Below are 12511 nucleotides of genomic sequence, written 5' to 3'. Positions count from 1 at the left end.
CCTCCGTTATTCAAAATCCCTGTTTTTTAAAGCAGCAGCAGATAATTTATAAAAAACTACAAGCGAAATCAAAACTGAGATTACATAGGCAATAGCCATTGCAAAGTTCTTGCTATAAAAAATACTTGATGTCATTTTTGCAAAAATGAGCGAACTAAGTCCTCCAAGTCCTAAAAACCAAATCACAACAACGGATATTATATTGAAGGGAGCAAATACGAAGGCACAAAATATTATGAAAAATTCTAAGCAAAGAAAATGGCAAAAGGATAAAAGTAGTAGAGGCACTATATCTGCATTGACAGGTATTTTCTCAGAAAACATTTCAAGCATTCCCAAGTTTTTATAAGTGTCGTAATCAGGTATATATGTTAATTGATTAAAATTTTGTATACGAATTATCGCTATACCGGTAAATATCATAAAACCGATAAGGACAAACATAAAACCGATTATGAAAGTAGCATTTAAATAGTCTTTTCTAGGAATAGGCGTATTTGTAAGTAATAAATTTTTTGCTCTGCTTTTCATAGTAGTGCTTATAAACAAAGATGTTACTAAAATATAAAGAGCAACTGAGTTAATATAACCGGAAAAATCTGTAGTTTGTAAAGAGATTACCAAGGTTATGACAAGCAAAATGGCATAAGCAAAAAAGAAACGTTTAATGAGCTGTTTTATGGTAGTTTTCAACATATAATCACCCCCGTCTAAAGCGTTTGACTATCTTTTACTTTGTAAGAGTAAATCAAATCTTCAATACTCCTGTTTTCATTTTCTGCTAAAATAAGGTCTTTTTCTCCATTAAATATAATTTTGCCATTATCTATAAATATGATGTAGTCGGCGACCTTGTCCAAATCAGAAGTGATGTGAGTGGAAAAAAGTACACTTTTTTTGCCATCTGATATAAAATCATAGATTAAATTTACAAATTTGTGTCTAAAAATAGGGTCTACATTTGCTACCGGTTCGTCTAAGATTAGGATTTCAGGCTTGTGAGACAGAACCATAGCAAGGGCAAATTTCATTTTATTACCCTTTGACAGTTCTTTAAACTTGTGGTCTTCGTTTAACTCAAAATCTGCTAAATATTTATTATATAGCTCAAAGTCAAAATTATCATAAAATGGAGCAATCATTTGAGCATTATATTTCAAATTAAAATCATCAAAATAAAGTGGCACATCAGGTACATATCCGATTTTTTTCTTAATCTCAGTTTCAAAATCCTCAAATCTTTGTCCAAAATATGTGACCTCTCCACTATCTTTTACATAATTGCCCATAAGTAGTCTGATTAAAGTAGTTTTGCCTGAGCCGTTTGCACCGACCAAGCCTGTCACAAAGCCTGCTTTTAAATCAAAATTCATATCAGATATTTCAAATTTAGTAGACACCTTTTTGTTTAGGTTTCTTATTTCAGCTGAGTTATCCATATTTCACTCCTAAGTATTGATAAATTAATATAGGTAAACTAAAAATCAAATCATAATTACTTTTGTCAATCAATCAAAGCTATTAATAATTTTAATTAAGTCATCCTTATTAAAAGAATATAGCTCACAAAGATTTACTAATTTTTTAGCCTCCTGCTGTATAATTTTTTTCTTTTTGTCAGTCAATAATTCTTTGTCAAGCTCTCTTACATAGCTACCCAAGCCATGCTTAGTCACCAAAAATTCATCCTTTTCTAAGTCATCATATGCCCTTTTAGTGGTGATTACTGATACGCTGAGCTGTTTTGCAAGTGAGCGAATAGACGGGAGCTGGTCGCCTGATTTTAGTTCACCGGTAAATATTCTAAACAAAATCTGTTGTTTTATTTGCTCATATATTGGCAAATTGCCATTGATTGAAAAATTTTCATTCATGATTTACCTGCTTAATAAAATTAGAATAATAAATCCTAAATACAATTAGCAAATTATTTAAAAACTATACTGTTTATACTCTATATAAACAGTATAACTCTAAATAACTTTTAGTCAATACATTTTTAAAAATTTTATTAAAAAAAATTTTTTTATGCTTTATTAGTGATAATATTGCAGTAGTCACATTACAAAAATCAAAATACAAAATTTAAGCTAAAAAGCATATAAATTTCCGGACATCGGAGGATTTCAAATTTATCTTTGTGTGTATACATAATTTATGGTATAATATTTGTTATGATTTTTAGTAATATAAATTTAATGATACATTTTAGATAAAAGAAAATTTTTACCTTAGTTATAGCTCAAATACTAATACAAAAAGCAGTTAGGAGTAGCATGAATCCGATAGCATTTACATTATTTGGTATAGACGTAAGATGGTATGGCATAATTATTACGACAGGATTAGTTTTGGCAACGTATGTTGCTACAAAAAATGCAAAAAAAATTGGTATAAATGGAGATATGATTACAGATTTTTTACTATTTGCAGTGCCTGTTTCTATTATTTGTGCAAGACTGTATTATGTCATTTTTGAGTGGGATTATTATCAAGGGGATATAGTTAAAATTATAAATATCAGGCAGGGCGGACTTGCTATACATGGCGGACTTATAGGCGGATTTTTAAGTGCATATATATACACAAAATATAAAAAAATAGACTTTTTAAAATTTTTAGACCTACTTTGTGTATCAATTCCTCTTGGTCAAAGTATTGGCAGATGGGGAAATTTTGCCAATTCTGAGGCTCACGGAGTGGAAACTACTTTGCCTTGGGCGATTGAAATAGATGGCAAAATGGTTCATCCAACATTTTTATATGAATCAATTTGGGATTTGGCACTATTTTTCTTTTTACTGTATCTTTATAGAAATGACAAGCTGAAAAAAGGTCAGTATACAAGTGTTTATATGGTCTTGTATTCTATAGGAAGATTTTTTATAGAAGGGTTGAGGACAGACTCTTTGATGATAATGGGATTGAGGACTGCACAGATAGCCAGTCTATTAATGATTGCGATAGGAACGATTGGATTTATATTTTTCCAAAAAAGAAATGGTGAATACAGTGGAGTATAAGCATAAAACTGTTTTATTAAATGAAACAGTTGAAAATGTATTGGTGCAAGATGGCAAAAAATATGTGGACGCTACTTTTGGCGGTGGAGGTCACAGCTCACTTATACTGAATAGTGCCAAGAATATTGAGCTATTTGTGTTTGATAAAGACCTAGTAGCTATAGAAAATGGCAAAGAAAAATTTAAGGACTATGACAACATAATTTTTATAAATGACGATTTTTCTAACATAAAAAAGGATATTTTAAACCAAAACGTAGACAAGGTTGATGGTATTATTGCAGATTTTGGGGTATCTTCATATCAACTAGATACAGCATATAGAGGCTTTTCATATATGCAAGATGCTCCTCTTGATATGAGGATGGATAGAAAAAATACTTTGTCTGCTTATGAAGTAATAAATAATTACTCAGAAGATGAGCTTTATAAAATAATAAAAGACTATGGTGAAGAAAAAAGAGCTAAATATATAGCAAGGACTATAATTGAGCGAAGAAGTATATCTCCTATAAAGAACACGTTTGAGCTTGTAGATATAATAATGGCTGCCGTACCTGCAAGATATAGAGAGCAGGGCAAGCATTCGGCAAGAAAGACATTTCAGGCGATAAGGATAGAGGTTAATCAGGAACTAAAATCAATTAAGACTTTTATAAATGACGCATTTGAGCTTTTAAGCACTGGCGGCAGATTATCAGTGATTACATTTCATTCCCTAGAAGATAGGATAGTAAAAAATGCTTTTAAGGATTTTTCTACAGGCTGTACTTGTCCGCCTGATTTTCCGGTATGTGTATGTGGAAAAAAAGAGCGTGGTAAGCTAATCACGAAAAAGCCGATACTTCCGTCTGCTGAGGAAATTGAAGAAAATTCAAGAGCAAAAAGTGCAAAGCTGAGAGTTATAGAAAAATTGTAAAGCGATTTAGTAAATGCTATTTAGGTAAAAGTTAAATTTTGTGGAGGAAAAATGTTAGGAAAAAATAAAAAAAATATGAATAAAGCTCCTGCACAAAAAACTGCTACAAAAAGCTATACATACGAATTAGAAGAGCAAAGAGCTTTAAATAGAGCTACAAAAAATAAAAAAAGTGCTTTATCTAAGCCTGTAGCAAATTCAAAAAAAATGACTAAAAAAAATGCAAGGCAAACAAAAAATATAAATACACAAGCAAAACCCAAGAAGGTTAAAAAAACTGGGAGAAGTATAGTAGCCACAGTAAAAGAACTTATTTCTAAATCAATGCACCTTATGTTTGTCGGTTTATTTTTAGCTATGTTCTTTTTAACGGCATACAGATATACGAATATTTCTAAATTGAGGTACGAAATCAATTCAAAAAAAGGTCAAATAAGAAGTATCGACAATGATATTAAGGTGGAGACGGTAAAGTTATATGATTTGACCACCACACAAAAAGTAGAAGAAAAGGCGAAAGAGCTTGGTTTGCAAAAAAGAACGCAGGAGCAAACCATTTATATAGAGGTTGAGTAAATAGGTGATACAATGAGCACGCATGGGAATTCAAGAAGAAGATATGACGCTGGTAAGACAATGACCTCAAGGGTAAAAATTGCTCTAGTCATATTTTTAATTATGATTTTGCTTCTTATTTTGAAATTAGGCTACATAACAGTAGTAAATGGACAGGATTACAGGACTAGAGCTCAAAAAAGACAATACGCAGACCTTACAATAATGCCGGAAAGGGGTAGCATTTTTGACTCCAACGGCAAGCAGCTTGCCGTATCTGTACCGATTTATGATTTATGGGTGGAAATAGGTTCATTCAATTCTATTAAAGGCGGAAAAGATACTGAAAAAGCTAGAGAGGCAAGGTATAAGCTGGCAAATGAAATTTGCTCAGTTGTTAAATCTGCAAACAAAACAAATATAATTAAAAAACTTGACCAAGATATACCAAGAGATTTGGTATTAAATGGTATAACTCTTGATGAAAAGAAGACGCTAGAAAAAAATAAAAAATTAGAAGAAGAAAAAAAACAAGAGGAAAGAGTATTATCATTAATTTATTTTGATGAAAAATATAAAAGATACTATCCCTTTGGCACATTTGCGTCTTATGTAATAGGTCATACAACAGACGATGCAAGAACAGGACTTGCAGGAGTAGAGGCGTCAATGGACTTGGAATTAAGAGGAACTCCGGGGAAAAAACTTTATCTGCAAGATGCCGGCGGTAGTGAAATATCAGTAAATGACATGAAATTTGAGCAAGTAAAACAAGGAAATGATGTAATGCTTACAATTGACGAGGTTTTACAGCACTCCCTAGAACAAATCCTTAGACAGGCATATCTGACATACACTCCTAAATCAGTCACAGGTATAATTATGCAGACAAAAACAGGTAATGTTTTAGCTATGTCAACCATACCTGACTACAACCCAAATATGCCAAGAGATGCCGCTTACGACTTCTACGGTGATAAAATAAAAGAGGCAACAACAGACGAAGAAAAAATGAAAGAAATATACAAAATGTGGAGAAATCCTAGCGTAAACAATGTATTTGAACCGGGTTCTCCATTTAAGGTTATAACAGCCTCAGCAGCTTTAGAAGAAAACAAGACAAAAATGGACGAATATTTTAATGATGAGGGTTCTATAAAAGTTGCAGATACTACAATCAAAAACTGGACACCTGTACCATACGGCTCTATATCATTAAAAAAATCCATAGAGCAATCAGTAAATACCACCTTTGTAAAGCTTGGACAAAGACTTGGTGTGACCACATTTCTTGATTATATAGATGCTTTCGGATTTGGTAAAAAGACAAATATCAGCCTACCTGGAGAAGAGGCAGGTGTTTTAAGAACTATAGATAAAATAGGTCCGGTAGAGCTTGCAAATATGAGCTTTGGACAAGGTATTTCAGTAACACCCATACAGCTTATATCTGCAATTAATGCAATAGGTAATGAAGGAGTGCTTTTAGAGCCAAATATAGTAAAAAGTATAAATGACAAAGAGGGAAAAATAATCTCAAAAACTGAGCCAAACGCTTTAAAACAAGTGGTTTCAAAACAAACCGCACAGCAAATGCTAATGGCTATGGAGGCTGTTGTAAATAATGGCTCAGCAAAAAAAGCTCAGATGCCGGGTTACAGGATAGCAGGCAAAACAGGTAGTGCGAATAAGGTTATAGAGGGAGAAGGCGGATATTCAAAGACAAAATTTGTAACAGATTTTGTGGCAATACTTCCTGTTGAAGACCCTCAGATAACAGTGCTGGTAGTTATAGATGAGCCAAAAGAGGGCACACAGTTTGGTAGTGAGTCAGCAGTGCCAATAGGCTCTGAAATAATAAAAAGTGCCATAAATTATCTTGGTATTGCACAAAATGTAAATACTAGTCAAAATGCTAGTCAAGAATTGGTAACAGTGCCTGAACTAAAAAATATGTCATATACAGATGCAACTAATACTCTTAAAAATCTTGGATTAAATCCAATGTTTGAAAAAGACATAGTAGTAGAGCTGGAGTCAAGTGTAGTGGCAAGTTTCCCTGGTGCAGGGCAGACAGCAGAAAAAGGCTCAAACATAATGCTATATATGAAGTCCAATAAGGACAAAGATATGAGTATGCCAAACCTGATTGGTATGACTAAGGAGCAGGCAAAAGTAGTATTAGACACTTTAGAACTGAAATATGATTTTTCAGGTAGTGGACTTGTAAATTCTCAAGAACCAAAGCCGGGGCAACCAATTAGTAAAGATTTTAGAGCGAACATCAATTTGAAATAAATTTATAAAAATATTTTATAAGGAATATAAAATGAGTTTTAATTTAGAATATTTTTTTGCTTTCCTATTATCATATGCTATAGCTTTTGTTTTGTCTCCAAGAGTCCTAGCTATATTAAAAAGTCACAAGCTAAAGCAGGAGGAAAGACTTGAAGGACCGGAGTCTCACAAGGCAAAGAGCGGGACACCTACAATGGGTGGCTTGATATTTATTACATCAACAATAATTGCGACTTTAATTTTTGCAAGAGCCGATATCGGTTTAGCGGTCTATTATTTATTATTTATGGTACTATTTGGGATAATCGGCTTTGCAGATGATTATGTAAAAGTAGTAAATAAAAGAAATCTGGGGCTTACAGAAAAGCAAAAATTGGTAGTGCAAATAATTTTTGCCCTTATACTAGGATATCTTTCCTTGGTGATAAACAAGGGAAACACTGACTTGGTAGTACCATTTACATCATTCAAAATTCACACAGGATTTTTATACATTCCGCTTACTGCACTTGTAATAGTTGCTACTACAAATTCAGTGAATTTAACTGACGGAGTTGATGGTTTAGCCTCTAGTGTAACAGCTATTGTAATGTTTGCCTTTGCAATGATAGCGATTAATTTTTACTATGTGAGCTTGACTTATTTTTGTCTTGCAGTATGTGGCGGCTGCCTAGGCTTTTTGAGGATAAATGCTTATAAGGCAAAATGTTTCATGGGTGATACAGGCTCTATGGCTCTTGGAGGAGCGGTAAGTGCAGCTGCTATAGCTATGAATATGCACTTTATAATTATAATTATTGGAATTATTTATGTAATTGAGGCACTTAGCGTAATAATTCAGGTGTATTCGTTTAAAAAGTTTGGCAAAAGAGTTTTTAAGATGTCACCATTCCATCATCACTTAGAGCTTAGTGGTTATAATGAAATAAAGGTTGTAAAGACTTTTTGTGTAGTAACGCTGGTGTTCTCACTTGTTGGAATACTTAGTGTGATGTTTATTTGACAATAATTGGAGGCAATTATCTAATGGAATTTTATTCAAGAGATAAAGTATATATAAGGGTTATCACAGGGGTTATATTCCTGTTATTTCTTGGAGTTATAGGCTTTAACATATTTTTTGATGGGATAAATAATTTTATTTCAAAAATCCAAGTAAAATATTTTATGGCTCCTAATTTTGTAGTTTTGCTATTATATTTAATAAATATACTTTATCTTGCAGGGTACACAATTATTCAGCTAGAGTCATCGAAATACGGTATGAAAAAAAGAGTTATTGACAATTACTTATTTTATCCGGCATTTATGTTCGTGTTTATGGGATTAAACTTTCATTTCATACTAAATGACCATTATAAATTAGCTGCAACGGCATCCGTTTTTTACTTTTTAATCTCTGTAATAATTTATTACAAGGCACAAAGACTAAGACCATATATGTATAATGACGAAGTCAGAGCTTTTTTAGTACCTTTTGCCAACAATTTATCGTGGAGCTTGGTTTTATTATTCATGAGCTTAAATCTGATGTTTGAGAGCATGGGTTCGTATGAAAGCTCAGCTTTTAGAGTAACGATGGCAATTGTGCAGCTATTATTTATAATTGCACTTTGCGGATTTGTGCTTTGGATTTTTACGGACAAAATTTTCCCTATTAATACATTGCTTTACCTTGTGTCGGTTTGTGCGTCAAGCTATCTAAATGGCTATTTTATGCCTGTTGGATATTTATATTTTCTTACTATAATTGTAATTTTGGTTATAATATATAAGGTAAATAAAGCTCAAAAATCAAAATAGCCAATAAAGTATTTTTAAATTAATAATTTTTAAATATATACTTATGTGATATAATATAAAAAATTTCTATAAAAATAAGAACTTAAAGTAAAAATTGGAGGAATTATGCCTATTAAAGTTAGATTCGCACCATCTCCAACAGGATTTGTGCATATTGGTAGCCTAAGAACAGCTTTATATAATTATCTTTACGCAAAAAAAGAAAAGGGTGTGTTTTTACTAAGAATTGAAGATACAGACAGGACACGCTTAGTAGAAGGAGCGGTTGAAAACTTATTAAACTCTTTGAAATGGGCTAACATAGAGCCGGACGAAGGTGTGATAGTAAATGAAGATGGCAAGATAATTAAAAAGGGTGACTCACCTTCATATATACAATCAGAAAGATTACCGATTTATAAAGAATATATAAATTATCTGTTGGAAAAAGGCTATGCTTATCCATGCTTTTGTACTAAAGAAAGACTTGACACTTTAAGAGAAGAGCAAAAGACTAAGGGTCAAGACACTATGTATGATGGTTTGTGTAAACATCTATCTAAAGAAGAAATCCAAAAGAGGATTGACGCAGGCGAACCGTATGTAATAAGACTAAATGTACCGGAAAATGTTGATATAAGCTTTGAGGACAAAGTAAGAGGTACAGTTGTAATCAATTCAAATACAGTAGATGACCAAGTGTTGATGAAATCTGACGGATTTCCTACTTATCACTTCGCAGTTGTGGTAGATGACCATCTTATGGGCATTACACATATTATAAGAGGTGAAGAGTGGCTTACCTCCACACCTAAGCACGTATTATTGTATGATATGTTTGGCTGGGAAAAACCTGTATTTGTGCATCTTCCAAATATACTTAATAAAGATAAGAAAAAATTATCAAAGCGTCAAGGCGATGTAGCTGTAGAGGATTTCAAAGCAAAGGGTTATCTGCCTGAGGCTCTTATTAACTATATAGCATTACTTGGCTGGTCTCCGGGAAATGAACAGGAAATTTTTAGTATAGATGACTTGATAGAGGCATTTTCACTAGATAAGATATCAAAAAGCGGTGCGGTATTTGACGTAGAAAAATTAAACTGGGTTAATCAGCAGTATATTAAGACCTATGATGATGAAAAGCTGTTAAGCTTATTAGAACCATTCATAGTTGAGTCAGGACTTTTCACACAAGAAGAATTAAAAGCAAAGCATAATTATTTAATCCTTGCTACAAAAACTTTGAGGGAAAGAATTAGTTATCTAAAACAATTCCCTGAGGAATTAAAAAATCTTATGACGGGTGAAATTTCAGAAGTTGAGCAAGAGGCAATAGATTTTATGAAATTAGAACACATGAAACTGCTGTTTGACATAGTTGAAAAAGAGGTGCAAAAAGCGGATAAAATTGACAATGACTTTGTAGACAATTTAATTTCAATTTTAAAAGAAAATAAGATTAAAGGTAAAAACCTATTTATGGGCATGAGGGTGTTAGTTACAGGACAAACTCACGGACCGGATTTACACAATTCAATAGAGCTTATAGGAAAAGATAATCTTTTAAACAGGCTTAATCAAACCAAGAAATATGTATTCTAATTATCGAGGTGAGAGTGATGAATTTTGATGCTTATGTAAAAGTAATTGAACACATCCATGATGGAGTATATTTTGTAGATAAAAATAGGGATATTGTGTTTTGGAATAAAGCGGCTGAGGAGATTACAGGCTTTACGGCTGAAGAGGTAGTAGGACATAATTGTGCCGACAATATACTAGACCATGTCGATGAGGATATGAACCATATTTGCGTGCTTGGCTGTCCATTAGATGCTACTATACATGATGGCATAATGAGGGACGAGGTGCTATATCTTCATCACAAGGATGGACATAGAATAAAAATTCACACAAAGATTTTACCTATATACAATGGTGATACTATTGAGGGAGCTTTTGAAATATTCACAGACAATAAGCACTCTGTCAATTCCTCCATGTATATAAAAGAATTAACAAAGGCATCATACAACGATTATTTGACAGGAATACCTAATAGACAATATATGGAAAAGCAGCTGGACTCATGCCTTAGGGATTACAAGGTGCTGGGTATTAATTTTGCATTGCTGTTTATAGACATAGACAATTTTAAATCGTTTAACGATAATTATGGGCATGATGTGGGAGATATGGCATTAAAGGCAGTTACTAAATCTGCTACTAATTTACTTGGAAAGAAAGATTTTCTAAGTAGATGGGGCGGAGACGAATTTGTGATGTCGCTAGTAGAGATAGATAAACAACAGCTGGAAAAAACAGGGCAAAGACTTGCAAAGCTAATAGATGCCTCTGCAATGACTATAAATGGTGAATATGTACCGATTACAGCCTCAATTGGAGCGACTATAGTTAAGCCTGATGATACTATAGACTCAATCATAAAAAGGGCAGATATGCTAATGTACAAAAGTAAATTATCTGGTAAAAATAGGGTAACGGTTGGATAAAATCGTTTTATCTAGGTTTAAAGGAGGATTTATGAATAATACTGTTTTGATTGTAGATGACTCATTTTTAAATAGAGTAATGATGAAGGAGCTGCTGCAAAAAAATCTTGATGACATAAATTTTTTAGAGGCAGAAAATGGTCAAGACGCATTTACAATTTTAAATGAAAAAGAAGTAGACCTTATGATATTAGACCTTAATATGCCAATAATGGATGGATATGAGGTACTAAAAAAAATTAAGGCCGATGAGAGAATGATAAACTTACCAATCATTGTAAATTCATCAGTTACTGATTATGAAAAGATGGCATATGCAATATCTCTAGGTGCTAGGGATTTCTTCACAAAAACAAAAGCCTCTGAAGAAATGGGAATAATTTTATCCACAAAAGTAAAAAATATTTTAGAATATTCACATAAGATAAATGATATATTGTACTTAAATAAGTTACAACAGCTTGATATGGATATAAGCTCCAAAATTCAAAAAAGCTTTGTAAAAGATATTGTAGAAAATGGAGATTTGGACATAAGCGTGCATTACCAGCCTAAGGATATGTTAAGCGGGGATATAATCTCATCAATTTCTACAAATAGTGGCAAAAATTATTTATTGCTGGTAGATATGCAAGCCTCAAGCATTAGCTCCGTACTTATGGCGGTGCTGTTTAGAGAGCTTTTCATGAAAAAGGCAAGGCACGCAGAGTCAGCGTCCAAGCTTATGCAGGATTTAAACGATGATTTTATTGTACTTACTGAGGATTTAAACCAGCATATATTATTTTCAGCATTTATTGCACAATTTGATGAGAATGGTTTGTCAGTATGTAATGCCGGATTTTCAACAATACCATTTATATTTTACTCCAATAATGCAGGTATAGAAAAAATTGTTTCAAGTGGTAAAATGATTGGTATGAATAAGGGCACTAAGTATAGCTTGGTTAATTATGAACTTTCAAAAGGAGATGCAGTAGTTTTTTATACAAATGGTCTTTTCCAAGAGGATGAGCCAATGGATATAAACAAATTACAAAGCTATTTTGAAGAACTATATGCAAATATAACGGATAAAGACAAATTGGACACAAAGGATATTACTGAACAAATTAGAGCCCATTTTGTTGACGAGAACTTCATTCAAGATGAAGACTTGACTATAGCTACTATTAAAAAATAAAATTTGGAGAGGTAAATGCTATTAGTTTGTGATGTAGGAAATACAAATATAGTTTTTGGAGTGTATGAAGGAGACGATTTAAAACTAGTATTTAGATTAGGTACTAATGCACTTAGAACATCAGATGAATATGGAGTTTTCGCAAGAGTTTCAATGAGCCAAGCGGACATATATTTTAGAGATATAGACGATGTGATTATATCATCTGTTGTACCGGAGGTTATGTATTCCCTAG

Annotated in this window: 13 protein-coding genes; 10 read left to right on the top strand and 3 right to left on the bottom strand. The window is 32.7% G+C overall.

Annotated features, from left to right (window positions below):
* Positions 1–6 precede the first annotated feature (6 nt).
* The 3 genes from BBG48_RS03310 to BBG48_RS03300 form a co-directional block, all read right to left on the bottom strand.
* Positions 7–696, bottom strand: coding sequence for a hypothetical protein (locus BBG48_RS03310; protein WP_068911908.1), 690 nt, complete (start codon positions 694–696; stop codon positions 7–9).
* Positions 697–710: 14 nt separating this feature from the next.
* Entirely contained in the window at positions 711–1439 is a 729-nt protein-coding gene (locus tag BBG48_RS03305; RefSeq protein ID WP_068911906.1) for an ABC transporter ATP-binding protein, read from the bottom strand.
* Between the two features lie 69 nt (positions 1440–1508).
* Positions 1509–1874, bottom strand: coding sequence for a GntR family transcriptional regulator (locus BBG48_RS03300; protein ID WP_068911904.1), 366 nt, complete (start codon positions 1872–1874; stop codon positions 1509–1511).
* Between the two features lie 402 nt (positions 1875–2276).
* Here BBG48_RS03300 and lgt point away from each other — a divergent pair, with 402 nt between their 5' ends.
* The 10 genes from lgt to BBG48_RS03250 form a co-directional block, all read left to right on the top strand.
* The gene (gene lgt / locus BBG48_RS03295; RefSeq protein WP_068911902.1) at positions 2277–3023 is read left to right on the top strand and encodes a prolipoprotein diacylglyceryl transferase; all 747 of its coding nucleotides are present in this window, start codon (positions 2277–2279) and stop codon (positions 3021–3023) included.
* Positions 3013–3942: a 16S rRNA (cytosine(1402)-N(4))-methyltransferase RsmH gene (rsmH, locus tag BBG48_RS03290; RefSeq protein ID WP_068912009.1), complete on the top strand. Its 930-nt coding sequence runs from the start codon at positions 3013–3015 to the stop codon at positions 3940–3942. Before lgt ends, rsmH begins: the two co-directional genes overlap by 11 nt.
* A 51-nt stretch (positions 3943–3993) precedes the next feature.
* Positions 3994–4518 (top strand): hypothetical protein, encoded by a 525-nt coding sequence (locus BBG48_RS03285; RefSeq protein WP_068911901.1) that lies wholly within the window; start codon positions 3994–3996, stop codon positions 4516–4518.
* 12 nt (positions 4519–4530) lie between these two features.
* On the top strand, positions 4531–6795 hold the full coding sequence (locus BBG48_RS03280; RefSeq protein WP_068911899.1) for a PASTA domain-containing penicillin-binding protein: 2265 nt from the start codon (positions 4531–4533) through the stop codon (positions 6793–6795).
* Positions 6796–6826: 31 nt separating this feature from the next.
* Entirely contained in the window at positions 6827–7798 is a 972-nt protein-coding gene (gene mraY, locus BBG48_RS03275; protein ID WP_068911897.1) for a phospho-N-acetylmuramoyl-pentapeptide-transferase, read from the top strand.
* Between the two features lie 23 nt (positions 7799–7821).
* Complete coding sequence (locus tag BBG48_RS03270) at positions 7822–8598, top strand: hypothetical protein (RefSeq protein ID WP_068911895.1); 777 nt, start codon at positions 7822–7824, stop codon at positions 8596–8598.
* Between the two features lie 105 nt (positions 8599–8703).
* Positions 8704–10182: a glutamate--tRNA ligase gene (gltX, locus tag BBG48_RS03265; RefSeq protein ID WP_068911893.1), complete on the top strand. Its 1479-nt coding sequence runs from the start codon at positions 8704–8706 to the stop codon at positions 10180–10182.
* A gap of 17 nt (positions 10183–10199) precedes the next feature.
* Positions 10200–11093, top strand: coding sequence for a sensor domain-containing diguanylate cyclase (locus BBG48_RS03260; RefSeq protein ID WP_068911892.1), 894 nt, complete (start codon positions 10200–10202; stop codon positions 11091–11093).
* 31 nt (positions 11094–11124) lie between these two features.
* Positions 11125–12276, top strand: coding sequence for a response regulator (locus tag BBG48_RS03255; protein ID WP_068911890.1), 1152 nt, complete (start codon positions 11125–11127; stop codon positions 12274–12276).
* Positions 12277–12291: 15 nt separating this feature from the next.
* Positions 12292–12511 (top strand): type III pantothenate kinase (locus tag BBG48_RS03250; protein ID WP_116170935.1); only part of this gene is annotated, 220 nt, incomplete at its 3' end.

Origin of the sequence: Criibacterium bergeronii, assembly GCF_001693775.2 — a bacterium.
Taxonomy (GTDB): domain Bacteria; phylum Bacillota; class Clostridia; order Peptostreptococcales; family Filifactoraceae; genus Peptoanaerobacter; species Peptoanaerobacter bergeronii.
This window is presented reverse-complemented; position numbering and strand designations above follow the sequence as displayed.

Excerpts from the sequence above, each read along its gene's own strand:
- BBG48_RS03285 (WP_068911901.1), top strand. The coding sequence starts at position 3,994 with ATGTTAGGAAAAAATAAAAAAAATATGAATAAAGCTCCTGCACAAAAA.
- mraY (WP_068911897.1), top strand. The coding sequence starts at position 6,827 with ATGAGTTTTAATTTAGAATATTTTTTTGCTTTCCTATTATCATATGCT.
- BBG48_RS03255 (WP_068911890.1), top strand. The coding sequence starts at position 11,125 with ATGAATAATACTGTTTTGATTGTAGATGACTCATTTTTAAATAGAGTA.
- gltX (WP_068911893.1), top strand. The coding sequence starts at position 8,704 with ATGCCTATTAAAGTTAGATTCGCACCATCTCCAACAGGATTTGTGCAT.
- BBG48_RS03280 (WP_068911899.1), top strand. The coding sequence starts at position 4,531 with ATGAGCACGCATGGGAATTCAAGAAGAAGATATGACGCTGGTAAGACA.
- BBG48_RS03270 (WP_068911895.1), top strand. The coding sequence starts at position 7,822 with ATGGAATTTTATTCAAGAGATAAAGTATATATAAGGGTTATCACAGGG.
- lgt (WP_068911902.1), top strand. The coding sequence starts at position 2,277 with ATGAATCCGATAGCATTTACATTATTTGGTATAGACGTAAGATGGTAT.
- BBG48_RS03310 (WP_068911908.1), bottom strand. The coding sequence starts at position 696 with ATGTTGAAAACTACCATAAAACAGCTCATTAAACGTTTCTTTTTTGCT.
- BBG48_RS03305 (WP_068911906.1), bottom strand. The coding sequence starts at position 1,439 with ATGGATAACTCAGCTGAAATAAGAAACCTAAACAAAAAGGTGTCTACT.
- BBG48_RS03260 (WP_068911892.1), top strand. The coding sequence starts at position 10,200 with ATGAATTTTGATGCTTATGTAAAAGTAATTGAACACATCCATGATGGA.
- BBG48_RS03300 (WP_068911904.1), bottom strand. The coding sequence starts at position 1,874 with ATGAATGAAAATTTTTCAATCAATGGCAATTTGCCAATATATGAGCAA.